Annotated in this window: 25 protein-coding genes; 15 read left to right on the top strand and 10 right to left on the bottom strand. The window is 48.3% G+C overall.

Annotation, left to right across the window (positions count from 1 at the left end; translation table 11 throughout):
• Window positions 1-14 precede the first annotated feature (14 nt).
• The 11 genes from TOL_RS14615 to TOL_RS14565 all read left to right on the top strand — a co-directional run bounded on the left by TOL_RS14615 (window position 15) and on the right by TOL_RS14565 (window position 11887).
• The gene (locus tag TOL_RS14615; RefSeq protein WP_015488134.1) at window positions 15-1325 is read left to right on the top strand and encodes an N-acetylmuramoyl-L-alanine amidase; all 1311 of its coding nucleotides are present in this window, start codon (window positions 15-17) and stop codon (window positions 1323-1325) included.
• 52 nt (window positions 1326-1377) lie between these two features.
• On the top strand, window positions 1378-3264 hold the full coding sequence (mutL, locus tag TOL_RS14610; RefSeq protein ID WP_015488133.1) for a DNA mismatch repair endonuclease MutL: 1887 nt from the start codon (window positions 1378-1380) through the stop codon (window positions 3262-3264).
• Window positions 3265-3266: 2 nt separating this feature from the next.
• Window positions 3267-4244: a tRNA (adenosine(37)-N6)-dimethylallyltransferase MiaA gene (miaA, locus tag TOL_RS14605; RefSeq protein ID WP_015488132.1), complete on the top strand. Its 978-nt coding sequence runs from the start codon at window positions 3267-3269 to the stop codon at window positions 4242-4244.
• 144 nt (window positions 4245-4388) lie between these two features.
• Entirely contained in the window at window positions 4389-4643 is a 255-nt protein-coding gene (gene hfq / locus TOL_RS14600) for an RNA chaperone Hfq (RefSeq protein WP_015488131.1), read from the top strand.
• A gap of 17 nt (window positions 4644-4660) precedes the next feature.
• Window positions 4661-5974 carry a ribosome rescue GTPase HflX gene (gene hflX / locus TOL_RS14595; protein ID WP_015488130.1) on the top strand — a complete coding sequence of 438 codons (1314 nt, stop codon included), beginning with the start codon at window positions 4661-4663 and terminating at the stop codon, window positions 5972-5974.
• 118 nt (window positions 5975-6092) lie between these two features.
• The gene (hflK, locus tag TOL_RS14590; protein ID WP_015488129.1) at window positions 6093-7283 is read left to right on the top strand and encodes an FtsH protease activity modulator HflK; all 1191 of its coding nucleotides are present in this window, start codon (window positions 6093-6095) and stop codon (window positions 7281-7283) included.
• On the top strand, window positions 7283-8152 hold the full coding sequence (hflC, locus tag TOL_RS14585) for a protease modulator HflC (RefSeq protein WP_015488128.1): 870 nt from the start codon (window positions 7283-7285) through the stop codon (window positions 8150-8152). The genes hflK and hflC overlap by 1 nt, the downstream gene beginning before the upstream one ends.
• A 53-nt stretch (window positions 8153-8205) precedes the next feature.
• Window positions 8206-8475 (top strand): DUF2065 domain-containing protein, encoded by a 270-nt coding sequence (locus tag TOL_RS18830; RefSeq protein WP_338054973.1) that lies wholly within the window; start codon window positions 8206-8208, stop codon window positions 8473-8475.
• Window positions 8476-8485: 10 nt separating this feature from the next.
• The gene (locus tag TOL_RS14575; protein ID WP_015488126.1) at window positions 8486-9652 is read left to right on the top strand and encodes an ATP phosphoribosyltransferase regulatory subunit; all 1167 of its coding nucleotides are present in this window, start codon (window positions 8486-8488) and stop codon (window positions 9650-9652) included.
• Window positions 9653-9675: 23 nt separating this feature from the next.
• Window positions 9676-10968, top strand: coding sequence for an adenylosuccinate synthase (locus tag TOL_RS14570; RefSeq protein WP_015488125.1), 1293 nt, complete (start codon window positions 9676-9678; stop codon window positions 10966-10968).
• Window positions 10969-11428: 460 nt separating this feature from the next.
• The gene (locus TOL_RS14565; RefSeq protein ID WP_015488124.1) at window positions 11429-11887 is read left to right on the top strand and encodes an acyl-CoA thioesterase; all 459 of its coding nucleotides are present in this window, start codon (window positions 11429-11431) and stop codon (window positions 11885-11887) included.
• Between the two features lie 70 nt (window positions 11888-11957).
• Here TOL_RS14565 and TOL_RS14560 read toward each other — a convergent pair whose 3' ends face one another.
• Both TOL_RS14560 and TOL_RS14555 read right to left on the bottom strand, forming a co-directional pair.
• Entirely contained in the window at window positions 11958-13481 is a 1524-nt protein-coding gene (locus TOL_RS14560; protein ID WP_015488123.1) for a carbon-nitrogen hydrolase family protein, read from the bottom strand.
• Between the two features lie 58 nt (window positions 13482-13539).
• Window positions 13540-14406, bottom strand: coding sequence for a LysR substrate-binding domain-containing protein (locus tag TOL_RS14555; RefSeq protein ID WP_015488122.1), 867 nt, complete (start codon window positions 14404-14406; stop codon window positions 13540-13542).
• Window positions 14407-14507: 101 nt separating this feature from the next.
• On the opposite strand from TOL_RS14555, the gene TOL_RS14550 reads away from it, so the two are divergent.
• The 4 genes from TOL_RS14550 (at window position 14508) to TOL_RS14535 (ending at window position 19123) form a co-directional block, all read left to right on the top strand.
• On the top strand, window positions 14508-15629 hold the full coding sequence (locus TOL_RS14550) for an S-(hydroxymethyl)glutathione dehydrogenase/class III alcohol dehydrogenase (RefSeq protein ID WP_025264711.1): 1122 nt from the start codon (window positions 14508-14510) through the stop codon (window positions 15627-15629).
• A gap of 26 nt (window positions 15630-15655) precedes the next feature.
• Window positions 15656-16507: an S-formylglutathione hydrolase gene (gene fghA / locus TOL_RS14545; protein WP_015488120.1), complete on the top strand. Its 852-nt coding sequence runs from the start codon at window positions 15656-15658 to the stop codon at window positions 16505-16507.
• Between the two features lie 172 nt (window positions 16508-16679).
• On the top strand, window positions 16680-18197 hold the full coding sequence (locus TOL_RS14540) for a type VI secretion system contractile sheath domain-containing protein (protein ID WP_015488119.1): 1518 nt from the start codon (window positions 16680-16682) through the stop codon (window positions 18195-18197).
• Window positions 18198-18325: 128 nt separating this feature from the next.
• Window positions 18326-19123, top strand: coding sequence for a transglutaminase-like domain-containing protein (locus TOL_RS14535; RefSeq protein WP_015488118.1), 798 nt, complete (start codon window positions 18326-18328; stop codon window positions 19121-19123).
• A gap of 355 nt (window positions 19124-19478) precedes the next feature.
• On the opposite strand, the gene mtnC is transcribed toward TOL_RS14535, so the two are convergent.
• From mtnC to panB, 8 genes are all read right to left on the bottom strand, one after another.
• Window positions 19479-20204: an acireductone synthase gene (mtnC, locus tag TOL_RS14530; RefSeq protein WP_015488116.1), complete on the bottom strand. Its 726-nt coding sequence runs from the start codon at window positions 20202-20204 to the stop codon at window positions 19479-19481.
• 2 nt (window positions 20205-20206) lie between these two features.
• The gene (locus tag TOL_RS14525; protein ID WP_015488115.1) at window positions 20207-20752 is read right to left on the bottom strand and encodes a 1,2-dihydroxy-3-keto-5-methylthiopentene dioxygenase; all 546 of its coding nucleotides are present in this window, start codon (window positions 20750-20752) and stop codon (window positions 20207-20209) included.
• 7 nt (window positions 20753-20759) lie between these two features.
• Window positions 20760-21383, bottom strand: coding sequence for a methylthioribulose 1-phosphate dehydratase (locus tag TOL_RS14520; protein WP_015488114.1), 624 nt, complete (start codon window positions 21381-21383; stop codon window positions 20760-20762).
• A gap of 11 nt (window positions 21384-21394) precedes the next feature.
• Window positions 21395-22399, bottom strand: a complete 1005-nt coding sequence (mtnA, locus tag TOL_RS14515; protein ID WP_015488113.1) for an S-methyl-5-thioribose-1-phosphate isomerase — start codon at window positions 22397-22399, stop codon at window positions 21395-21397.
• A 103-nt stretch (window positions 22400-22502) separates the two neighbouring features.
• A complete protein-coding gene (pgi, locus tag TOL_RS14510; RefSeq protein ID WP_015488112.1) occupies window positions 22503-24161 on the bottom strand; it encodes a glucose-6-phosphate isomerase in 1659 nt (552 codons plus the stop codon).
• Window positions 24162-24325: 164 nt separating this feature from the next.
• Window positions 24326-24706 (bottom strand): aspartate 1-decarboxylase, encoded by a 381-nt coding sequence (gene panD / locus TOL_RS14505; RefSeq protein ID WP_015488111.1) that lies wholly within the window; start codon window positions 24704-24706, stop codon window positions 24326-24328.
• A 107-nt stretch (window positions 24707-24813) separates the two neighbouring features.
• The gene (gene panC / locus TOL_RS14500) at window positions 24814-25674 is read right to left on the bottom strand and encodes a pantoate--beta-alanine ligase (protein ID WP_015488110.1); all 861 of its coding nucleotides are present in this window, start codon (window positions 25672-25674) and stop codon (window positions 24814-24816) included.
• Entirely contained in the window at window positions 25671-26480 is an 810-nt protein-coding gene (gene panB / locus TOL_RS14495; RefSeq protein ID WP_015488109.1) for a 3-methyl-2-oxobutanoate hydroxymethyltransferase, read from the bottom strand. Before panB ends, panC begins: the two co-directional genes overlap by 4 nt.
• Window positions 26481-26516: the final 36 nt, after the last annotated feature.

The following is a 26516-nucleotide window of genomic DNA, read 5'->3' as shown; positions in this document are numbered from 1 at the left end:
GAGCACGACAACGCATGAGAGCGTTACTCATTGCCATACTATTGGGTACGACAGTGATATCAGCCTATGCGGATGTGAAAGACATTCGGGTATGGCAGTCGCCAGACAGTACACGCTTGGTTTTTGACCTCTCAGAGCCTACCGAGTATCGGATTTTTGATCTGCCGAATCCTTACCGGATCGTCATTGATCTTAACGACGCCGATATGAATAAAGACCCTGATCAAGTGGATATCCATTCGACAGCGGTAAAAAGTATCCGTAAAGGCAAGCGTAATGGTAAAGATCTGCGCATTGTCATTGACGTTAATGAAGCGCTAGAGCCGTCGAGTCAAATATTACCGCCCAACGATACCTACCCTAATCATCGTTTAGTTGTGGATTTAAAGCCGAAAGAAACCGCACAAGTGGTTGCGCCGATTAAGCGGGCGGAATCTCTCGACGCGGTGCAGCGTAATATCATTATTGCCATTGATGCTGGGCACGGCGGGGAAGACCCAGGAGCGATAGGGCATGGCCGCACAAAAGAAAAAGAAGTGGTTCTGTCCATTGCTAAAGAACTACAGGCACTGTTAAACGACGAAACAGGTTTTCAGCCCTTTATGGTTCGTACCGGTGATTATTATATTGGATTGCGAGAACGTACTGAAAAAGCGCGCAAAGCCAACGCCGACTTCTTTGTTTCTATTCATGCCGATGCGTTTAAGATCCCTCAAGCCAGCGGTAGCTCGGTATTTATTTTATCGGATCGTGGCGAGTCGAGTGAAACAGCTCGCTGGCTAGCCGACAAAGAAAATAAATCGGATTTAATTGGTGGTCTAAGCCTTGAGGGTCGTGAAGATCACTTAGCCATGACCTTGCTTGATTTATCAATGACGCATAAGCGCGATGCGAGTGCCCGAGCTGGGCGCAGTATCCTGTCGCAAATGGGGGCTATTACCAAACTGCATAAGCCGGGCGTAGAAGAAGCGGCCTTTGTGGTGCTTAAAGCGCCTGATATTCCTGCACTTCTAGTTGAGACGGGGTTTATTTCGAATCCTGGTGAGGCGAAAAAACTCGCCGATCGTAATTTCCAAAAGCGTATGGCTAAAGCAATTTTCACTGGAATTAAACAGTATTTTGAAACCTATCCCCCAACAGGTACTTTGCTGGCGGCGAAACGCAATGCAGCCAGTCAGTTCGTGTCGTACACCATTCGCCCGGGTGATACGCTGTCGGAATTGGCCTCCCGTAGCGGTATGGATATTCAAGAATTACGTCAGCTTAACGGCCTCAGCAGTGATCAGCTGAAAATCGGTCAACGCATTAAAATTCCCAGTTCGTGAACGCGCATTTTAGCCCTGTTCACCGACGCCAACAGGACACCTAAGACTGACTATGAGTCGAATTCATTTACTTTCGCCGCGGCTGGCGAACCAAATTGCAGCAGGTGAAGTGGTCGAGCGGCCAGCCAACATTGTTAAAGAGTTGGTGGAAAATGCTCTGGATGCGGGTGCGCGTCACATTGATATCGAAGCAGAGCAGGGCGGTATTAAATTATTGCGCATTCGTGATGATGGCTGCGGTATTGATAAAGACGATTTAGCCTTGTCTTTGAGTCGCCATGCCACCAGTAAAATCACAACGTTAGATGATTTAGAAGCGGTGGGTAGTTTAGGTTTTCGCGGCGAGGCGCTAGCCAGTATCAGCTCGGTTACTCGTTTAACGTTAACCTCGCACGAGCAATCGGCTGATACCGCGTGGCAAGTGAGTGCTGAGGGGCGAGACATGGTTGCCAATGTTAGCCCAGCAGCCCATCCCGTTGGCACCACGGTGGAAGTACGCGACTTATTTTTTAACACTCCCGCGCGGCGTAAATTTTTACGCACGGAAAAAACCGAATTTTCGCATCTTGAGGAATACGTAAAACGACTCGCATTAAGCCGTTACGATGTTGCTTTTAGCCTGCGCCACAACCAACGCACGATCCACTCATTGCGTCCTGCCGCGCGGCCAATTGATCGCGAAAAGCGTGTTGCTGCGTTATTAAGTCCACAATTTATTGATAGCTCAGTGCATATCGATGCCGAAGCGGCGGGCTTAGCACTACAAGGCTGGGTTGGTCTGCCGACCTTTTCACGTTCACAAGGCGACATGCAGTATTTTTTCGTGAATGGTCGTGTGGTTCGCGATAAATTGGTTGTGCATGCCATTAAACAAGCCTATCGGGATGTGCTGTATCACGGTCGTCATCCCGCGTTTGTGTTGTATTTATCGCTCGATCCTAAGCTGGTGGACGTTAACGTACACCCAACCAAGCACGAAGTGCGTTTTCGTGATGGTCGCTTAGTACATGATTTCCTCTTCCGTACTTTGCATAAAGCCTTAGGTGATGTGCGCCCAGATAATCAACCGAATGGTTCATCGCCGAGTGAATTAGCGGGTGGCTTAACCTCTAGTGTTATGCCTGTAAGCGGTGCCGCGGCGGGTGAATTCAGCGAACAAACACGGCTTGATTGGCAGCCGAATCAACAAGCAGGGCTAAGCACCGTAACAACGCCGCCGTGGTCGTCTGCACCAAGCAACTTCGCCAACCAAGCGCCTGCGCGCGCCGATCTATCTCGTGCTGATATAGCTGAGCAGATGAATGTTTACGGCGCGATGAATCGTACTGCCTTGCCAGAATCCCCCAGTGCCGATATGCCGCCACTTGGCTTTGCAATTGCGCAGCTGCACGGCATTTATATTTTGGCGCAAAACGCAGGCGGTTTAGTGGTGGTGGATATGCACGCAGCCCACGAGCGCATTACCTATGAGCGGTTAAAAATTGCTGTCGATCAGCAAGGCGTACAAAGTCAGCCATTATTGGTGCCGGTAAATTTAAGCGTGAGCGAACGCGAAGCGGATACCGCTGAGCAGTTTGCCGAAGAATTTAGGTCGTTAGGAGTTGAGCTAGCCCGAGTTGGCCCAGAAAGTTTATTAGTGCGCCAAATTCCCGTGTTGTTGCAACAAGCGGAAGTGCCTCAACTGATTACTGATATGTTGGGCGATTTAATTGAACACGGCAGCTCGGATCGCTTTCTAGCTCATCGCAATGAATTGCTCGGCACTATGGCGTGTCATGGCTCCGTACGCGCTAATCGCCGTTTAACCATACCTGAGATGAATGGCTTATTGCGCGATATGGAAGCGACGGAGCGTAGTGGTCAGTGTAATCATGGTCGACCAACGTGGACGCAAATGACCATGCCAGAACTTGATAAGTTATTTTTAAGGGGACGCTAAGCGTGTCTAACACTCTGGACTTAGCGCCACGAACAGAACTACCGCCTGCTATTTTTTTAATGGGCCCAACCGCCGCGGGTAAAACCGCTTTAGCACTCGAGCTGGTGGCAAATCACAATTGTGAAATTATCAGCGTTGACTCGGCACTCATTTATAAAGGCATGGATATCGGTACCGCTAAACCGGATGCCGCTATGCAAGCACTCGCACCGCATCGCTTAATTGATCTTATTGATCCCGCAGAAGTCTATTCAGCCGCTCAGTTTCGCGAAGATGCTCTGCGTGAGATGGCCGATATTACTGCAGCTGGTAAAGTGCCCCTGCTGACGGGCGGCACTATGATGTACTTTAAATTTTTACGCGATGGGGCGGCGGATTTGCCACAAGCGGATGACGTTATTCGCCAGCAATTACTCGACGAAGCCAAACAGCTAGGTTGGCCAGCAATGCATGCGCGTTTAGCCGAGATTGATCCTGAATCCGCCAAGCGTTTAAAACCGATGGATTCTCAACGTATTCAGCGCGCGCTAGAAGTATTCTTGGTGTCGGGTAAAACATTAACAGAACATTGGGCTGCGCAAGACGCTCAGCCCTTGCCCTATCATGTTGTGAATCTTGCCATTTGCCCATCAGAACGTAGTCGTTTGCACGAGCGCATTGCGCAGCGATTTATGCAAATGATGGGACAGGATTTCATTGCCGAAGTACAAGCGTTATACGACCGTGGAGACCTCAATACCGATATGCCTTCCATTCGTGCAGTGGGTTATCGACAGGTTTGGGATTACTTAGAAGGTAAATATGATTATGACGAAATGGTGGACCGTGGCATCATTGCAACGCGTCAATTGGCCAAGCGGCAAATTACTTGGCTCAGAAGTTGGCCGGACCTGCACTGGTTAGATACCGATGATCCCTATCTTTTGCGAAATGCCTTGAAAATACTGCATACGAACGCCATATTTAACGCATCGTCCTGAATTCGCAGCACAGCACTCGGAAATTGGTCTTATTCTTAACCTGATTCCCTTGCAATGTCGCCAGTCCAGACGACACTTGGGGCTATTACTTTTTATTATTCGCTGTCCCCACATTGGACGGCACCTTATTGTTAGGAGATCACTATGTCAAAAGGGCATTCCCTACAAGACCCTTACCTGAATCAGCTGCGTAAAGAGCGTATTCCGGTGTCTATTTTTCTTGTCAACGGTATTAAGTTGCAGGGGCAGATCGAATCGTTCGATCAATTTGTTATTTTATTAAAAAACACTGTATCGCAAATGGTATATAAGCACGCCATTTCGACCGTTGTTCCATCGCGTAATGTGCGCCTGGCGCCATCGCCTGAGTTCAACGAAAACGGTGACGCAGACGAGTAATCGTAGGAGCTGCATTCGTGTTCTTTGACCGCCCTGATAACGGCGGCGAAACCGCAGTACTGGTTCACGTGAATTTCCCCGAAGGGGCAAATCGAGAAGATCTGAATGAATTCCGTGAGCTAGTCATTTCGGCTGGCGCCGATCCGGTTGGACTGGTAACTACCAAGCGTCCAACGCCTGATGCAAAAACCTTTGTTGGTCGTGGAAAAGTCGAAGAGATTGCCGAAGTCGTGCGCTTGCACGGTTCCGAGCTCGTGATTTTCAACCACTCATTGTCTCCCAGCCAAGAGCGAAACTTGGAGCGGGCATTACAATGCCGTGTTCTCGACCGAACGGGTCTTATTCTCGACATCTTTGCGCAACGAGCGAGAACTCATGAAGGTAAACTTCAGGTTGAGTTAGCACAGTTGCAATATCAATCTACGCGCTTAATTCGCGGCTGGACCCACCTTGAACGTCAAAAAGGTGGTATCGGTATGCGCGGGCCGGGTGAAACTCAGCTCGAAACCGACCGTCGTTTATTACGTGAACGTGTAAAAAGCATTAACTCTCGCTTAGAAAAAGTGCGGGCCCAGCGAGATCAAGGTCGTCGTTCGCGTAAGCGTTCTGATGTGCCGACCATTGCCATCGTGGGTTATACCAACGCCGGTAAATCAACCTTATTTAACGCATTAACGTCTTCTGAGGTGTATGCCGCAGATCAGATGTTCGCGACACTCGATCCAACCATTCGCCGTTTTCAGGTCGGTGATGTCGGCGAAGTCGTGTTGGCCGATACCGTTGGTTTTATTCGTCACTTACCCCATAAACTCGTAGAGTCGTTTCGGGCTACCTTGCAAGAGGCGGCAGAAGCGACCTTGCTGATGCACGTGATTGACTGTGCGGCAGAAGAGCGCGACGGCAATATTCGCCAAGTTGAATTGGTGTTAGGCGAGATTGAAGCTGATGAAGTACCGCAGTTGCGTGTATACAATAAAATTGATTTGTTAGAGCACGGCGGCGAAGCTCGTATTGATCGTGATGATATGGGGGTGCCTGTAGCTGTTTGGCTATCGGCACAAAAACGTTTAGGCTTCGATTTATTAAATCAAGCCATGGGCGAGTTGCTTGGCGAAGATGTGTTCGATCAAGAAATCAGCCTACGCCCTGCAGAAGCCAAATTACGCGCCATACTTTACGAGTTTGGAGCAATACGTAATGAAGCCTTTGCCGATAACGGCGATATTATTTTGAATGTGCGGATGCAGCGCCACGACTTTAAACGGGCGTTAGCACGAGCTGAGATTGCAGAACAACGATTTATTAAACCCGTGCAAGAGGCATGGCATTAAGCCGGATCGAGAGATCCGGTTTTGTTGTCCTTTGAACGGTAGTATGTAGACGATTAAATTCGTTATCATTGGGTGTGCATGTATTCACACACCTAGCACACACTGACTGGAGTGATTTATGGCCTGGAATGAGCCTGGCGGAAGCGGAAAAGGCAATCCCAAGGATCCGTGGGGGAATAACAACCGCGGAAATAAAAACGGCGGCGGTAATCAGCCACCCGATATCGACGAAGTTCTTAAGCAGTTAATGGACAAAGTTAATGGTCTATTTGGCAAAAAGGGCGGCGGCAACGGTAATAATCAAGGTGCCGGCGGCAATGACGGACTAGGCGGTTTGTTAGTTATCGCTGCCATCATAGGTGTTGGTTTACTGGCATTTAATTCGTTCTACACCTTAGACGAACAGGAACGTGGCGTTGTACTGCGTACTGGTCAATTTAGTTCTATTGAGAACCCAGGTTTGCACTGGAAAATTCCAGTGGTTGACCAAGTGATTCCGGTTAATATCACCAAAGTACGTGAAGCCGAAATCAAAGAACGTATGTTGACCGAAGATGAGAACATTGTCGAAGTCGAACTGAACGTTCAATATCGTGTGCAAGATCCACAGACATTCGCTTTGCGTGTAGAGCAACCAGAAGTGAGCTTAGTATCGGCTGCGGAAAGCGCTTTGCGCCATGAAGTGGGCTCCACTGCAATGGATCCCATTTTAACCACAGGTCGTGCGGCATTAGCCGACGCAGTGAAAATTCGTTTGCAGGATTATCTGGATCGCTATCAAACCGGTATTCAGCTGACTAACGTCAACATTAAAGATGCTCGCCCACCACAACAGGTGAAAGAGTCTTTTGATGACGTTCAACGTGCCAAGCAAGATAAAGAGCGTTTTATTAACGATGCAGAAGCCTATGCGAATGCCATTGTTCCTGAAGCTCGCGGTCGTGCACAACGTCAGTTAGAAGAAGCGTCTGCTTATAAAGAACGTATTGTTGCGCGCGCACAAGGTGAGGCGGCTCGTTTTGAAAACTTGCTATCTGAATACAAAAAAGCACCTCAAGTAACTCGTGAGCGTTTGTATATCGAAGCCGTTAGTGAAGTGTATACCAACTCCAGCAAGGTCTTAGTTGACGTTGAAGGTGGTAACAACATGATGTACTTACCTCTGGATAAAATTATTCAAGGTATGCCATCTTCACAATCAAAGGATCAGATGAGCAACAGCGACATGTCGACTATTGCTGATCAAGTAATCAACGAGATTCGTTCGCGCCAAAACTCCAGTAATTCAGTTCGTAGGGAGGGTCGCTAATGTCTCCGAAATCTACCATCTTTTTGATATTGATCGCGGTTGCTGGATTGATTGCGAGTCAAAGTATTTATGTGATTAACGAAACGGAACGGGCAATTAAATTGACGTTCGGTGAGGTGGTTCAAGCGGATATTGAACCGGGTCTGCATTTTAAAACTCCGTTCATCGATGTCGTTAAGCGCTTTGATGCTCGTGTGTTGGCACTTGATACTAACCCGTCACGCTTCCTAACCTCAGATAAGAAGTACGTGATCGTGGATTCGTTCGCTAAGTGGCGCATTAAAGATGTTAATGCATACTACAAAGCGGCTTCAGGTAATCGTATGCAGGCAGAAAACTTGCTGGCCAACTTAGCAAGTAAAGGCTTACGTGATGAAATCGCAGCGCGTACTCTGCGTGAAGTGGTATCGGGTGAACGCGATGAGTTGATGACTAAATTGACCACGGCGCTCAATATTGAAACTCAAAAAGAACTAGGTATGGAAGTGCTAGACGTTCGTGTTAAAGCCATCGACTTACCGGAAGATCTGAGTAATTCAGTGTACAACCGTATGTCGGCTGAACGTGGTCGTGAAGCACGTGAGCATCGCTCGCAAGGTAAAGAACTCGCCGAAGGTATCCAAGCGGATGCTGATCGTCAAAAAACAGTTCTAGAAGCTGAAGCCTATCGTGATGCCGAGCGCACGCGTGGTGAAGGTGATGCGGAAGCCGCTCGTGTTTACGCCTCGGCTTACAATCGTGACCCTGAGTTTTATGCGTTTACGCGCAGCTTGAAGGCCTATCAAGAAACATTCCGTGAAAACGATGTGATTCTTATGAAGCCGGATAGCGACTTCTTCCGCTACTTTAAAGATTCGAAGGGCAAATAGTCCTCAACGAATTGTAAGTCAGCGGATTACCAACTGGCCGTTACCGGCCAGCTTTGGTAGAATCCCGTAACCGGGCCTGGTGCCCGGTTTTTTTGTGCGATCATTTATTGAAAGGCCATTCGTTGCAATCGGATTTTTGGCATGTTCTGGCGCTCGCTATCTGTCTCGTTTTTATCATCGAGGGCATAGTGCCATTTTTGTATCCCGCGCGTTGGCGTCGGTTGGTACAACAATTGGCGGCGACGGATGATCGTACAATGCGTATGACTGGGCTGTTCAGCATGTTGCTGGGACTCGGTCTTCTCTACCTGATCAATGTATAAAGGCTGGACCATGACAAGCGCTGACCGTTGGCTACTGCCGGATGGTATTGATGAAGTACTGCCGCCCCAAGCACGGCAAATAGAGCACTTACGTCGTCACTTGCTCGACTTTCTGGATAACTGTGGTTACGACCTTGTTATTCCACCAGCTTTGGAATATCTCGACTCCTTGCTTACCGGCACGGGGAAAGATCTTGATTTGCGTACCTTCAAAGTCACCGATCAGCTGTCGGGTCGTTTGATGGGGTTGAGCGCCGATACAACACCGCAAGTTGCACGTATTGATGCGCACAGCTATGCCCAAGATGGCATCAGCCGTTTTAGTTATTGCCGCACCGTGTTTCATGCGAAATCCAGCTCACTGCTAGCCAGCCGCACGCCAACGCAAATTGGTGCCGAGCTTTATGGTGAAGCGGGTTTAGATGCGGATGTTGAAATTATTAGCTTGATGTTGGCCATGCTAGAGCAAGCCGGCATGCAGCAAGTGCATTTAGATTTAGGAAATGTTGGTGTCTTCCGTGCTTTGGCGCGTCAAGCGGGCATCAACGCTGATCAGCAAACGGAATTGTTTGCCCTATTGAAGCTTAAGTGTGCCACCGACCTAGCGGTTTGGGCTGAGCGCGAACTGAGCGATGCAAGTATGGTCGAAGCGTTTACGCTATTGGCGACCTTGCAGGGCGGCCATGAAGCAATGCGTGCACAATTTGCGCGTATGGCGGAGTTGGTTCCAGGCGCAGCAGACGAGTTAGAGCACGTAATGAAAGTAGCGGAGCACGTTGCCAAGCGTTTTCCGAATACTTCAATGATGTGCGATCTAACCGAACTCCGCGGCTATGATTATCACACCGGTTTGGTGTTTGCGGCCTATGTACCGGGATATGGCGATGCTATTGCCCAAGGTGGTCGTTACGATGAAACAGGTGCTGTATTTGGCCGCGCTCGTGCAGCGACCGGCTTCAGTGCTGATTTGAAAGTACTCGCCCGTCTTGGCGATGTTAAGACCGACCGCAAGCAAACCGTGGTCGCGCCTAGTTCCGATGATCCGGCACTATGGCAAGCAATCCAGCAACTGCGCAGCCAAGGCATGCGCGTTCTGGTGCAATTGAATCACGATGCGGTTCCGGCGGATTCGCGTCTGGACTACTTGGATGGCCAGTGGCAGCTGGTCGAAGCTTAATTCTGTGAGTGAAAGATTCCGCGATGGGTAAATGCGTTGTAGTTTTGGGCACCCAATGGGGTGACGAAGGTAAAGGTAAAATAGTTGACCTGCTAACTGAAAAAGCAGCCGCTGTTGTACGCTTTCAAGGTGGTCACAATGCTGGCCACACGCTGGTGATTGACGGTGTTAAAACCGCTCTTCACTTGATTCCTTCTGGTATTTTGCGTGATGGCGTTACGTGCGTTATCGGTAATGGTGTGGTTTTGGCTCCGGACGCTTTGTTAAAAGAAGTCCGTGCGTTGGAAGAGCGTGGCGTACCCGTAATGGAACGTTTGCGTATCTCTCATGCTTGTCCGCTGATTTTGCCGTATCACTGCGCACTAGATCAGGCGCGTGAAATTAAGCGTGGCAACGATAAAATCGGTACTACGGGTCGTGGTATTGGCCCTGCGTACGAAGATAAAGTTAGCCGTCGCGGTTTGCGTGTTGGCGACCTGTATCAGCCTGAATTTGCCGACAAGCTAAAAGAAGTGATGGAATATCATAACTTCTCGCTGAAGCATTATTACGGTGTGGAAGAAGTGAGCTATGAAGAAACCTTAGCGTCATGCATCGACTGGGCTGCACAGATCAAAGACATCGTTGTTGATGCCGTTGATTTGGTACACAGTGTGCGTGAAAGCGGTGGTGATATCATGTTTGAAGGTGCTCAAGGTACGCTGCTTGATATCGACCATGGTACTTATCCATTTGTTACCTCTTCAAACACTACCGCAGGCGGTGTGGCGACAGGTTCAGGTGTGGGTCCTTTGTATTTGGATCAGATCTTAGGTATCACTAAGGCATACACGACTCGTGTCGGTTCTGGCCCTTTCCCAACGGAATTGTTCGATTCAGTCGGTATTCACTTGGCGACTGTTGGTAAAGAAAAAGGCACTACGACTGGTCGTGATCGTCGTTGTGGTTGGTTCGATGCCATGTTGGTTAAGCACGCTATCCGTGTGAACTCAATCAACACCATATGTCTGACTAAGCTCGATGTACTGGATGGTTTAGAAACCATCAAAGTATGTGTTGGCTATCAAGACGAAAATGGCAATGCATTAAAAGTACCGGCCAGTGCAGATCAGTTCTGTAAGCTGACGCCTGTGTACAAAGAGTTACCAGGTTGGACGGAATCTACCTTCGGTGCGAAAACCATCGAAGAGCTACCAGAAAACGCGCGCAGCTATATCCGTTTTATTGAAGAAGCAATTGGTGCTCCAATTGATATCATTTCTACCGGTCCTGATCGTGTAGAAACCATTGTATTGCGTCACAGCTTTGATCTGTAAAGCAATCAAATGAAAAAGAGCCCGGCCTATGGTCGGGCTTTTTTTTGCCTCAAATTTACCTGAAATTTCACCGTGCCTGTGATGATAGTCACGGAAAGTTGACGATTTTATCCAATGAATTTTTGGCGCTTAGGCAATATAGCGTTATGTTTTTGTCGGTCATTGACAGTATGTTGCCGCTATCAGTCTTAGAGTCGTGTTTTGTTTTGTTTCTCAATATCGTGATAATTAATGAATTATCATTAGAATCAAACTAGGTTTCTAAGCCATTCTGACTAATTCGATGCTTTTTCGGCCTAAGAGAACATATTATGTACAGCTTATAAATTTATTTGAAAATCAGGCACGCTCGTTGCTCTTATTGAATCACTGGTCGGTTTTACCTAATTCTCGCCAGTTCGTTTAAAACCTGTTGGGAGGTTTTAAACACCTATCTCACCAAAGAAATTTAGGAGCGATTATGTTGGATTTATATGATTATCCAGTTGTTGTAGAACTACCTGTAGTATGGGGGGAAATGGATGCCTTTCAGCATGTTAATAATGCGGTGTATTTTCGCTATTTTGAAAGTGCGCGCGTGAAATATTTCGATAGCATTAATATTCTTGATTATATGAATAATTATGCTCAAGGTCCGATTTTGGCACAAACAAATGCCAAGTTTTTAGCACCATTAAAATATCCAGACACTATCAGTGTAGGTATTAAAGGCGTGCGATTGGAGTCTGGGCGTATTCTGCAAGAGTATGCGGTATGGAGCCATGAAACTTCTCGTTTAGTCGCTAAGGGTGATAGCCTATTGGTGTTTTTCGACTATAAAGCGGGACGTCCGTGTGATATTCCAGAAGGTTTAGTAAAAAGCATTTTGAAGTTAGAGCCACACTTAGCTGAACCTACAAAAGAAACAGCTAAGGTGTGAATACTAATTAATGCCTAATTATGACGGTGGGGAGCGCTACCCATTCGTTAAGTAGACATCAATTAAATTATTATTTCTTCATGATAACGTCATAAAGATCTTTGCGGCGATCTTTTAGATTACGCACAGAGCCTTCGTTATGCAGTACCCGTAATTTATCCATATCTAAATCCGAGAATAATAGCATCTCGGTATTTGATGTAGCCTCTGATAGGGTTGCATCGTGTGGGAATGGGAAGTCGGAAGGCGTTAATACCGCCGATTGACTGTACTGCACATCTAAGCTTTCAACCTCAGGTAAATTGCCTACACTACCGGCAATAACGACATAGCATTCGTTTTCAATCGCTCGTGCTTGAGCGCATAAACGCACTCGTAAATACGCATTTTTGGTATCGGTCCAGAAAGGCACAAATAGAATTTCTAAACCTTGCTCAGCCATCATGCGACCAAGTTCAGGAAACTCGACATCATAACAAATCAAAATACCAACACGACCGGCATCGGTTTCAAAAACTGACAGTTTATCGCCACCGCGAATGACCCAGTCATTTTTTTCGTGCGGGGTGATATGAATTTTACGCTGCTCATCCACTTTACCGCTGCGATGACACAGATAAGAAACGTTGTAAATTGTGCCATTCTCATTAATCGGCATAGAGCCAGTAATAATGTTGGCGTTGTACTCTACCGCCATCCGCGACATAGCATCACGAATGTCGCCTGTAAATCCGGCTAAAAATCGAATAGCTTCTGTTTGAGTGGTTTGTGTGCCCAGCCCCATTAGCGGAGCATTAAAGAACTCAGGGAAAACAATGAAGTCACTTTGATAATCAGAAACCGTATCAACAAAATATTCGACCTGTTTTAACAACTCATCGAGCGAATTAACGGAACGCATTTGCCATTGTACTGCACCTACGCGCACGGTGGTTTTACGTGATTCCAATACGGTATCGGTTGGCTCGTAAAAAATGTTGTTCCATTCTAATAGCGTTGCGAAACCTACTGACTCTTCATCTTCTGGCAGGTATTTCTTTAATAAACGCTTTACCTGAAAATCGTTGGCTAATTGAAAGCTTAAAATGGGATCGTAAATCTCTTTACGGTCAACTTTTTCGATAAATTCAGTTGGCGTCATTTCATGGCGATAGGTGTGATAGCTAGGAATACGACCACCGGCCAACATGCCACGGAAGTTGTACTGACGGCATAGTTCTTTACGCGCGTCGTATAAACGACGGCCAATTCGCATACCTCGGTGAGATTTTTTAATCACTACATCAAGGCCGTACATGGTATCGCCTTCAGTGTTATTCGATACCACATCGTTGCTATCGACGATGTCTTCGTAGGTGTGCGGGTTAGAGTAACGTGCGTAATCAACTTGGACGCTGAGTGCTAAGCCAACTAACTCATCGCCGTCGATTACACCAATTTGGCCTTCTGGAAATTTTTCAATCAACAGGGATATCGTGTGTTCCGGCCAAGCGCCGCCTAGCTCTGGATATGCTTCATCCATAAGTTCTTTAATTAAAGGATACTGGTCGGCGGTTAAGTTACATATTTCTAATCGGGTTTTTTCTGAAGACATAATATCCACTTTAAAAGTAAGGTCGTGTTCACTCGCTACTGGACTCAGTGTCGGTGAATTAAAGATGTTCTACAAGATAGTCGATCAACATGCGCACTTTGGGAGAATGTTGGCGACCGGGTGGGTAGAGTGCCCATATCCCTTCGTTTTCCGGTTGATAACTGTTGAGAACTGAAACCAGCTTGCCGTTGGCGATGGCGGTGGTCACGTAGTAATCCGGTAATTGTACTATGCCTAAATCACATAGGGCGGCATCCAATAATGCCTCTCCACTGTTGCACCGTAATACACCTTCAACACGCAGCATTTGGTCTTGCCCAGCATTATTAAAACGCCAATGGTTGAGGGTGCCAACTAAGCATTGATGATGGGTCAACTCCGACAAGGTATGCGGCTCACCGTGGGCGGCTAAATACGCAGGTGAGGCGCAGGTCCATAGTTGGCGGCTGCCTAGTCGTTTAGCGATCAAATCACTATTTTCTAGACGCCCAAGACGAATCGCTAAATCGTAATTACTGTCGATTAAATCGAGTTGTTGGTTGGTCAATTCGCAATGAATCGTCACTTTTGGATGTTGCTGCAAAAAACGATTAATCAGCGGCGTTATGTGGCGCTCACCATAAGTGACGGGCGCAGTAATGCGCAATAAGCCTTGGGGAATGGTTTGTAGGTTGCCGACGGCGCGCTCAGCATTGCCTAAGCCATCAAGAAGAGGCCGGCAGTGCTGATAATAGATTTGCCCAGCTTCGGTAAGGCTGACTCGGCGAGTCGTCCGATACAGCAGCTCAGAGCCTAGGCGTTGCTCTAAATCTCGTACCTGACGGCTGACATGTGCGGTGGAAACATTTAATTGTACCGCTGCCCGGGTAAAGCTCTGCGATTCTGCCACCGCGACAAACTCTGCCACGCCTTGCCAATTTGCCATTGTTACCTCTGGGTAATAGAGATTTTATAATTGAGTGTATTATCTCTTACGAGTAAGTAATTACAATGATGGTCAACTTTAGATTCTCGTTGGAGCATGTTATGACCGGTATCATCAAATCTCGCGCTGCGATTGCTTGGGGGCCTAATCAGCCGCTTTCTATTGAAGAAGTGGATGTTATGCCGCCGCAGAAGGGCGAAGTGCGTGTGCGTATTGTGGCGACTGGCGTATGTCATACCGATGCTTTCACACTGTCAGGTGAAGATCCTGAAGGTATCTTTCCAACGATTTTGGGCCATGAAGGCGGCGGTATTGTTGAGTCTATTGGTGAGGGCGTGACCAGTGTTGCCGTCGGCGATCATGTGATTCCGCTGTACACCCCAGAATGCGGCGAGTGTAAGTTTTGCTTATCGGGTAAAACCAATCTGTGCCAAAAAATCCGTGCGACTCAAGGTAAAGGCTTAATGCCCGATGGCACCACGCGTTTTTCCATTAATGGTGAGCCAATTTATCACTACATGGGCTGCTCGACTTTTTCTGAATACACCGTACTGCCAGAAATTTCATTGGCGAAAGTGAATCCAACGGCACCGCTTGAAGAAGTGTGTTTGCTTGGCTGTGGTGTCACCACGGGTATGGGTGCGGTCATGAATACGGCGAAAGTGAAAGAAGGCGATACCGTTGCCATCTTCGGTTTAGGCGGTATTGGTTTATCGGCTGTGATCGGTGCGGCGATGGCCAAAGCGTCGCGCATTATCGCCATCGACATTAACGAAAGTAAGTTTGAGCTGGCGAAGCAGCTCGGTGCTACTGACTGCATTAATCCGAAAAATTACGATAAGCCAATTCAAGATGTGATTGTGGAATTAACCGATGGCGGTGTGGATTTCTCATTTGAATGTATCGGCAACGTTAATGTGATGCGTTCGGCATTGGAATGCTGCCACAAAGGTTGGGGCGAGTCGGTGATTATTGGTGTTGCCGGTGCTGGTCAAGAAATCTCGACACGTCCATTTCAATTGGTTACCGGTCGAGTCTGGCGCGGCACGGCATTTGGTGGTGTTAAAGGCCGCAGCGAATTGCCGGATTACGTCGAACGTTATTTAGCCGGTGAATTTAAATTAAGCGATTTTATTACTCATACTATGTCGTTGGATAAAATCAACGAAGCTTTCGATTTAATGCATGAAGGCAAAAGTATCCGCAGCGTTATTCACTATTAATAGCGATTGAGAATTAACGAGGCGTTATGACACTCGAATTAGTAACCCAAAATAAAGTCGCAGGTGGCTGGCATAAACAATATACGCACGTTGCAAAAACCCTTGGTGGCTGCAACATGCGTTTTGCGATTTATTTACCGCCGCAGGCGAGTAGCAGTCATCCAGTCCCCGTTGTGTACTGGTTGTCTGGCTTAACTTGTACTGATGAAAACTTTATGCAAAAAGCCGGAGCCTTGAAGACGGCAGCTGAGTTGGGTATTGCCATTGTCGCGCCGGACACCAGTCCGCGTGGCGAGGGTGTGCCTGATGATGAAAATGGCAGCTATGACTTTGGCCTAGGAGCGGGTTTTTATTTGAACGCGACCCAAGCGCCGTGGAATCAGCATTATCACATGTACGACTATATTGTGGATGAGTTGCCAGCATTAATTGAGGCAACTTTTCCTGTGTCGTCTCAGCGTGCTATTGCCGGTCATTCGATGGGTGGGCACGGTGCGCTGACAATCGCCTTCAAGAATGCTGAACGCTATTCCTCGGTCTCGGCTTTTAGCCCAATTTGCAATCCAATGAATTGTCCATGGGGACAAAAAGCCTTTAGCAATTACCTCGGCAATGACCGCAAAACATGGGAAGCCTATGATGCATCCCTATTGCTTGCCAAAGCCGAATCCGTAGTGCCAGTGTTAGTCGATCAAGGCGAAGCGGATCAATTTCTAGCCGAACAGCTAAAACCTGAAACATTAGAAGCAGCTGCTAAGCGAGGCGGCCATACGCTGACCCTGAATCGCCATGAAGGCTATGATCACAGCTACTATTTTATTAGCAGCTTTATTGATGAGCATTTACGCTTTCATGCGCAGTTTTTTAAAGGGCTGTAATGGCAGTGAATTGACTGCTTTATTAGGAAAAGGCCGTTGATATTAACGGCCTTTTTACGTTTAGGCGTTTAAATAGCGGTGAATGATGCAAACAATTCAGCATTGATCTCCCTGTCTTGATCTTCTGGTACAATCAGGCATTCTTTCGAAAAGCCAATAAAAGGACTTAACCATGAGCAGGGCAACCCTGAACACCGGCGGTATCTCGTTTTCTTCTGCTGCTGAGCAAAGCCAACCCACATTAGTGCGCCATCGTCCTTGTCATATCCTTGTGTTGGCAGATTTTAGTGGCCGTGATCATCGCAATGAAAACGACGCCGATTGCCTTTCTAAGCGTAAAATCTATGAAGTAACACGTGATAATTTCGATGATGTGTTCACCACTATGAATGTTACTTTGGATCTGCCCGTTAGCGCGCGGCCGATTAAGTTTCAAGAAATGGATGACCTGCATCCCGACTATATCTACGAACGTGTTGATCTATTTAGCCAGTTTCGCGACTTAAAGCGTGATTTGTTGAGCAGTGATCGTTTCGCCGCTGCCGCAAGTGAAATACAAGGTTGGTTTGCTCAGCCTTTAGCTGAAGAGAGTGTATCTGAGACGTCTACGCAAAGTAGCGATGTGCTTGAACTGTTGTTGAATTCTCGCCGCGCGCAAACCGAAGTAAAGTCAGATGTACAAGGTTCGGTCAAAGATTTAATACAGCAAATCGTCGCCCCGTATGTAATTCCTAGCCCAGACCCTCGTCAGGCAGAATTAATGAATGCCGTTGATCAGGGCGCTAGCCATTTGCTACGAGAAATCCTACACAGCAAAGCATTTCAAGAGATTGAATCGTCGTGGCGCGGTTTGTATTGGCTGTTAAAACAATTAGATACCGACGGTAGCGTGCGTCTGTTTATTGCCGACATCAGCTTGCAAGAAATAATCACAGATAACGAAGCCAATCCAGAATCGATCACGCAGCTGCATAAGTTATTACTTGATGATCGTTTAGAAGAAGGCTCTGTGCCTTTTAGTGTGGTGATGGCCGACTATCAATTGCAAGACGAGGTTAGTCACTGTGAAGCACTCGCTAACTTGGCCAGCGCCGCTGCTGACTCTCATGCAGTATTGCTGAGCGGGGCTTCAGAACGCATCGCCGGTTGCCCAAGCCTAGTTAAAGTACCCGATCCCGAGCATTGGTATCTTCATCGTGAAGTTGAGAGCGATTTTACTTTGATGTGGCAAGCGATCAGAGAACAAGATTACAGCCAACATGCCTTGCTTACGTGTCCGCGTTTTATGCTGCGCATGCCGTACGGCGAGAAGACCAGTTCAGTAGAAGCCCTCGCCTTTGAAGAACTACCGCAAGATGGTCAGCATGACTATTACTTATGGGGGAATGGCGCTTGGTTAATTACCGCACAATTAGGTAATTATTTTAGCGGTGGCGGCTGGTCAGAAGAAGCGACCTACAGCAGCAAAATCACTCAATTGCCTTTGCACGTTTATAAAGAACATGGCGAAAGCCGAGTAAAACCCTGCGCCGAAATCAACATGCTCGATCGCGTTGCATCCGCCTTGCGCGATAAAGGGCTTATGCCCATTCGCTCCGTGCGCGATCAAGATAGCGTCGTGATTCCGACACTAGAGTCGATGAGTAGTGAATCGAGCGAATTGCTCGGGCCGTGGAGTGAAGTGCGGTAGGCAATAGTGAAAGAATGAAGCCGAAACCTGGTCAGAGCTCGCGCTTTCTCGATTGACACTTAGCACCATTGCCGTAGGGTGAAGGCAGGCGGGATCTTCTCCCTGCCTTCTATTGAAGGATCTACGGCATGTGGTTACGTATTAGTTGTGATATGACGTTCGATATCACTATCCCGACGCCTTTTATTTTGATGCTTCGACTTCGTAGTGGTGCGCAGCAATGGATTGCTAGCGAGAAATACAGCATCAAACCCATGGTGCCTGTTTTCGAATTTACCGATAGTTATGGCAATCTATGTCAGCGGCTTATTGCGCCTGTCGGCCCCTTTGCGATTCAGACCTCAGTAACTGTCATGATTGCTGATCAAGTTGATCAGCAGTCGGGCGCACCATTTGTCGATATCGAAAATCTCCCCGAAGCTGTACTCAGTTATTTATTACCCAGCCGTTATTGTGAATCGGATCGTTTTGGTGACATGGCGGCAGAAATTACAGCAGGCCAAAGCTTAGGTTACGACCAAGTAAAAGCCATAGAGACTTGGCTGCGCGACACCATTCGATTTGAACCGAGTGGTAGTGATGAATTGGTATCCGCCGCCGAAGTCAATGTCCGGCAGTGGGGAGTTTGCCGCGATTTATCGCACCTTGGCATAGCCCTATGTCGTAGCCTAAGTATTCCCGCGAGATTGGTCGAAGGTTATTTATATGGCCTAGAACCAATGACCTTCCACGCTTGGTTCGAAGCCTATGTCGGCGGACGCTGGTATACCTTTGATGCAACCCAGGCTGAACTTAAAGGTGGTTATGTCGCTATCGGCTATGGCCGCGATGCCGCCGATGTCGCTATTTATAATCAATTTGGCCCACCGGTCAGTCCGACCTATCAGAGTGTCTGCGTAGAGCTGATCGACGAGAGCGATGTTTAATTCTTTTTAAAAACAAAAGCGCAGAGGTTGAAGAATAGGCGTTCTTTTAATGCTGGTGTAGGAGGTACTCAGGGAGCGAAGCGAGCAGTGCCGATTTACGAAGTTGATTATATTCTTGGTGCTTGTCGCGAAAAAGTTTCGCTCTTACAAATTGGTCGCGACTACGAACAAAAAGCGTTCGTTGAGTCGCTCCTACAGGGTGCGCACGTTGAATTGAGATCTTTAATAGATCTCAATTCATTGTAGGAGGTACTCAGAGAGCGAAGCGAGCAGTGCCGATTTACGACGTATCGGTGCTGGTCGCGACTACGAACAAAATACGTTCGTTGAGTCGCTCCTACAATGACTTCGAATGTTAAATCGAAATCTCTGCAAAACTCTTTACCACTGTATGTTCTGCATCCATAGGTATATCGCCTTCGCGCACTAACCACATCGTCTGCATGCCTACTTCTTTGGCCGCATCTAATTCTTCTTTTATGTCTGATAAAAACAGTACATTGGCAGCGCTGATGTTGTGTTGTTTTTGCAGGTCGGCCAAGATATTTAAATACGATTGCGCTTCGCGTTTTCCGCCAACGAGAGTATCGAAGTGGCCGCTAAATAATGGCAGTAGGTCACCATCTTGGCTAAAACCAAAAAATAGCTTTTGTGCGTAGATTGATCCCGACGAATACACATACAAGGGCAGGCCTTGGTCATGCCATTGTTTTAGGCAGGCGGTGGCGTCTGGGTACATGTGTGCTTGGTAGTCGCCGTTACGGTAGCCGGCTTCCCATATCAAACCTTGTAGGGCTTTTAATGGGGTGGCTTTGCGATCGGTATCTATCCAGTGCAGTAGGCGAGCAATAAGGCCGTCGATATCATTGGCGGCTACGGCATCGCCATCTTCTGCGCTTAAGTCTGCGGTTGCTTGCAGTTGGGCTTGTACGTCGGCGGTGTTTTTATTCGCGCGAATAAACTCAGCTAGATGTTTAGTCGCGTAGGGGAATAATACGTCGTGGACAAAACGGATGGAGGAGGTGGTGCCTTCAATATCCGTTAATATCAATGTTACTGGGGTGCCCAATGCATCGGTCATAATTAGTTTTCCAAGCGGTTAAAACGTTGTGCGATGTCGCTGCCGGTAAAGTTCGCTACCCAACCGTCGGGGTTATTAAATAGGCGAATAGCAATAAAGCCTGGATTTGGTCCCATGTCGAACCAATGAGTGGTGTTGGCCGGTACGCTGATTAGATCACCTTGAGTACACAGAACTTCATATACTTTATTACCGATGTGTAGGGTGAATAGCCCTTGTCCGGCAACAAAAAAACGTACTTCATCTTCGCTGTGTGTGTGTTCGCTGAGGAATTTTTCGCGGAATTCTTTTTTCTGCGGATGGTCGCTGTTTAAGCTAACCACGTCCACGGTTTGGTAGCCGTCCTCTTCTATTAAGCGATCAATATCGGCCTGATAAGCGGCAATCACGTCTTCGTGGCTAGCACCTGGTTGCAGGTCTGCATCAGTGCTCCATTGTTCGTAGCGAACTCCGGCGTCGGCTAAGTGCTTGGCGATTTTTTCTTTGCTGTCGGTAGTAAACAGCAAGTTGGTAACGTCCATATCGGTGTAAACGCGCAGGATGCTCATAGCGGCCTCAGAGGTTGCGTAATTTTAATAATTCCAACTGGTAGCCCAGTAGGTTTTCGAGTGCTTCAAGGTGACGGAAGCATTCGTGAATGTCTTTGCCCCAGGTGTATACGCCGTGGCCGCGAATTAAATAGGCGTGGCCTTGTCCGGCGTTTTGCATGTGTTGTTCAACGTTTGCGGCAAGACGGGTGATGTTTTGATCATTGGCGAAAATCGGAAAATGCACAGTATCTTCGTGCGTAGTTTCTCCGGCAAAGGCTTTTTGCAGCTCCCAGCCTTGCAGGGTTAATACGTCGTCGGGCCAAATTTGCGACAGTACCACGCCCACAGGGGAGTGCGTATGCAATACCGCGCCTATGCTGGCATCACGCTGATATAGCTGAGTGTGCAATAGCGTCTCGGCAGAGGGTTTGCCGTCGGTTTGTGCTTCCCCTGCCATGTTAACCACCAGAATATCGGCTGGGGTTAATTCGCCTTTGTGTTTGCCTGAGCTGGTTAGAGCACAGTGATTGGCGTCGATGCGAATCGAGTAGTTTGAACTGGTGGCCGGCGACCAGCCACGGCCATACAAGATGCGGCCAAAGCGGCATAGATCATCGGCGGCGGTAGCAAAAATAGCGTTATCAAACATGCACGTTCTCTTTATGAATTCACCAGCAAAGCGACAGTTTCTAGGCTTGGCTTCATGATCAGGCCTTTTTCGGTGGCGATAGCGTCGATCAGTTCGGCCGGTGTAACGTCGAAGGCTGGGTTGATGGCGTCACAACCTGTGGGTGCTATGGCTTGGCCATTCAGGCTAGTAACTTCGCTGGTACTGCGCTGTTCAATCGGGATGTCATTACCGCTGGTCAGCGTCATATCAAAGGTGCTTAGTGGCGCTGCTACCATCACTTTCATACCATGATGTTTGGCTAATACAGCCAAGCTGTAGGTGCCAATTTTGTTGGCTACGTCGCCGTTGGCAGTAATTCGATCGGCACCGACGATTACCCAATCGACTTTGCCTTGGCGAAATAGCTGTGCGGCAGCGCCATCGCATACCAGTTTTACTGGGATGTTATCTTGCATCAGTTCCCATGCGGTTAGGCGTGCGCCTTGCAGCCAAGGGCGAGTTTCACCAGCGTAAACTTGTTCGATTTTACCGTCGCTCATGGCGGTACGAATAATACCGAGCGCGGTACCGTGGCCACCGGTTGCTAGTGCGCCGGTATTGCAGTGAGTATATACGCGACTGCCGTCGCTTAATAACGATGCGCCATACTCGCCCATGGCTAGGTTGGCGGAGATGTCTTCATCGTGAATTTTTTTCGCTTCGGCCACTAAGGTGTGAGCATCGCTGGTGCCAAGGCTAGCCATGCGCTCTAACGCCCAGAATAAGTTAACGGCGGTGGGGCGAGATTCAGCTAACACTCGATAGGCGGCTTCTAAGTCGCGGCCAGCAAGCGCATCGAGGGCGTAACCATAGGCCGCAGCAATACCAATGGCGGGTGCGCCACGCACCACCATATCGCGAATAGCATCGGCTACGTCTGTTGCCGTGGTGTATTCATGGATTAGATGCTGATGCGGCAATACACGCTGGTCGAGTAGGTGTAACGCTTGGTTACGCCATTCAACGGCATGAAAAGAAGAGGAATAGGTAGTCATAAAAGTTTCCGCCCAGCTGAGAAAGGCGGCTATTTTACCGGCTAATTGCCTTCACCGACACCGCTAGAGGCAGTATCGGTGCGCATTTGCCTAGATACAGAGCTTATAAATAATTTTGCATTTGCTGGAAGGCGCGGATTAATCCATTAGTGGAGCCATCAAAGCCTTCAGGTATCGCAGACGATTCTAAAGCGGTCAGTACCTTGTTACCCAGCTGCTTACCCAGTTCAACCCCCCACTGATCAAACGAGTTAATCCCCCAAATCATGCCCTGTGCTGCCACTTTGTGTTCATACAGTGCAATCAGTGCGCCGATGATCTGTGGAGAGGATTTCGGGAAGTAGAGAGTGTTCGATGGGCGGTTCCCTGGAATGACTTTTTGCGGTGCCAGTACAATTGCTTCGGCTTGATTCATGCCTGCGGCCACCAATTCTGCCACGGCTTCGTCTTCCGATTTGCCTTGCAGTAGTGCTTGGCTCTGCGACAGGCAATTGGATACCAACATTGCATGGAAGTTATCAATTGGGTTGTGCGAGCACATCGGCATGATGAAATCACACGGCGAGAAATGTGTTCCCTGATGTAACAACTGGTGGAATGCGTGTTGGCCGTTAGTGCCGACACCACCCCAAATAACAGGGCCGGTTTGATAATCCACCTTGTTGCCGTCGGTGGTTACACTTTTGCCGTTACTTTCCATGTCCACTTGCTGTAAGTGCGCAGGGAGGCTGCGCAAATAATGGTCATACGGCAGAATGGCGTGCGAGTTCACTCCAAAGAAGTTGACGTACCAAATGCCAAGTAAGGCCATGATCACAGGCATGTTGTGTTCTAGTGGTGCGGTGCGGAAATGCTCATCCATGGCATAGGCACCACGAAGCAGTTCGCGGAAGTTATCGATGCCAATCGCCAATGCCAGTGGTAAACCAATGGCTGACCACAATGAGTAGCGTCCGCCAACCCAGTCCCACATCGGAAAGATATTTTCTTCGGCGATACCAAACGCGGTGGCTTTCTCGATATTGGACGACACGGCCGTGAAGTGTTTGGCGAGATCATGCTCTTCACCACCGTTATCAAGGAACCATTGGCGGCAGGCATTGGCATTTTTCAGCGTTTCTTGGGTCGTGAACGATTTCGACTGAATGATAAACAGGGTCGTTGCAGGATCTAAACGCTTGAGGATCTCAGTGATATGAGAGCCGTCGATGTTGGCCAAGTAATGAATGCTTAAACGGCTATCCCAGTAGGGTTTGAGCGCACTCGAAGCGAGTTTAGGGCCAAGGAAAGAACCACCGATACCAATAGAGACAACATCGGTAAAGGTCTTGTTGCTATAGCCACGCCATTGGTTGCGGCGGATCTTCCAGCAGAATTCTTCCATGCGGCGCACGGTATCGCGGACTTCCGGCATGATATTTTCGCCATCGACCATAATGTCGCGATCACCGAAGTTACGTAACGCCGTATGCAAGGCTGGTCGACCTTCGCTGCCATTCACTTTTTCACCACTGAACATGGCGGCTATGTGAGTCGTTAAATTTTGCTGACGCGCCAACTTGAAGAGTAACTTCATGGTGTCGTCGTTGATGCGATTTTTCGAGTAATCGAGGCTTAGACCGGCCGCATCAATATGGAATTGTTCAAAACGACTTGGATTTGCAGCAAACATGTCACGCATATGCTCGTGTTCAATGCTTTGATGGTGTGCTTGCAATGCTTTCCAGACGTCGGATTGGGTTAGGCTTCCGGTAAATGCCATGGGTATCCCTTAGGTTTTGTAACGGGTAAAGAGAACTAGAATTGTAGAGAGTATACGGTGGGGGCGATAGCGGGGCAAAAAAACGCCGCTCATTGAGCGGCGTTTCTGTTCAGTTTGGCGCTTTGAGCTAAACCAAGGGGTTTAGACCTTACGTCCGTTAGGACTTAAGCAACCTGCACTGGAATGTCGAAGCTGGTATGACTTACCGTGTTATCGGCATTCATGTACACCATCTTAGGCTTGAAGTTGACTAGCTCTTTTTCGTCGTAGGTGCCGTATGTACAAATGATAATACGATCGCCCACGCCAGCTAAACGAGCAGCGGCTCCATTAACAGAGATCATGCCAGAACCGTCTTCGCCACGAATAATGTACGTAGTGAAACGTTGGCCGTTATCAATGTTATAAATCTGGATCTGTTCAAACTCACGCATGCCCGCGAGATCCAGCAGTTTGCCGTCAATGGCGCAAGAGCCTTCGTAGTTCAGCACCGAGTGAGTCACACGGGCTTGATGAAGTTTGGCTTTTAGCATGGTGGTTTGCATGATAAACCCTTTCGTCACAGTTCACATATTCGACATCTGAACATTTGTTTTCAAATGCCGGAATTGTTCATTTCTTGGCCGTTTGGCGCAAGGCGCGCAAGTATGCCTTAATCAATCTTACGATTCAACGTCACGGCAATATTATCAATAAGTCGTGCAGAACCCAAAAACGCCGCACCTAAGACAACGATCTCATCGTCGCCTGTTGTCGCGGGTGCTAGATCCTTACTACGGCGGACTTCGATATAGTCAGGTTTGAAACCGCGTTTTTCTAGGTCTTGCTCGGCCTTGTTTAGGGTGGAATTCAGCGCTGCCCCTGCATTTAGAGCCGCTATCACGTCATTGAGGGTTTGATATAACCCAGTGGCTAATGCACGTTCTTCGGTGCTCAGATAGCCATTACGAGAGCTAAGTGCTAAGCCATCTTCTGCTCGAGCAGTCGGTACAGTGACGACTTCTATTGGCATACATAGGTCGTTAACCATCTTGCGAATGACGGCTACTTGTTGGAAATCTTTTTCTCCAAAAAAGGCCTTATCCGCTAACACCTGATTGAACAACTTGGTAACAACGGTCGAAACACCATCAAAGTGTCCTGGGCGACTACCACCACACAACCCCTCTGATACCACGGGAACGTGGACAATGCTCTGAGATTCCTGACCGTTCGGGTACATTTCTTCAACATTCGGAGCAAATAGCAAATTACATTGCGCTTGCGCCAGTTTTTGCTGGTCATCGGGCAGAGTTCGTGGGTAACGCTGTAGATCGCTTTTGTCGTTAAATTGCAACGGATTGACGAAGATGCTGGCCACCACAAACTCGCATTCGCTGCGTGCGCGATCAATCAAGCTAATGTGGCCAGCGTGCAAGTTGCCCATGGTTGGAACAAAACCAACGCGTTGGCCACTGCGACGGGCGTTAGCGACGTGTTCTCGCAGTTCGGCAACAGTATGAACCGTAATCATGCGCTGAATCCGTGCTCGGGTGCTGGGAATTCGCCAGCACGAACGGCCTCTGCGTAGGCTTTAAAGGCGTCTTGCACATTACGGCCGTCGATCATAAAGTTTTTCACAAACTTAGGGGTATGGCCGGTATTTAGGCCAAGCATGTCATGCATTACCAATACTTGTGCGTCGGTATCGCTACCAGCACCAATGCCGATGACTGGAACGGTTACCGCGGCGGTAATGCGTGCAGCCAATTCGCTAGGAACACATTCTAATAAGATCAGATCGGCTCCGGCATTCGCTAAAGCCACCGCGTGTTCGATCATAGCCGTGGCTTTTGCTTCGTCTCGACCTTGTACGCGATAGCCGCCAAATTTATTGACAGATTGCGGCGTTAACCCCAAGTGCGCGCATACTGGTACGCCTTGGCGAGCGAGAGTTTCAACTAAAGGAACAAGCCAGTCGTCGCCTTCTACTTTCACCATATGAGCGCCCGCTTGCATCACCTCGCGCGCACTGGCCAAGCCTTGTTCTAAAGTGCCATAGCTCATGAATGGCAGGTCAGTCATGATGAGAGCGGGGCGTGTCGCTTTGGCGTTGCCACGAGCAACGCAAGCTGTGTGATACGCCATATCGGTAACGGATACTGGCAGAGTGCTGTCACGACCTTGTAATACCATTCCCAATGAATCGCCCACCAATAACACTTCAACACCGGCATCGGCCGCTAGTTGGGCAAAGGTGGCATCGTAGGCAGTGAGCACTGCAAATTTTTGCTGCTGCTCTTTCATGGTTTGCAGTGAGCGGATACTGATCGAACTCATTGTACTTCTCCGGTTACAGTCTGCGACGATTGCAGG

The organism is Thalassolituus oleivorans MIL-1 (assembly GCF_000355675.1).
Taxonomy (GTDB): Bacteria; Pseudomonadota; Gammaproteobacteria; order Pseudomonadales; family Oceanobacteraceae; genus Thalassolituus; species Thalassolituus oleivorans.
This window is presented reverse-complemented; position numbering and strand designations above follow the sequence as displayed.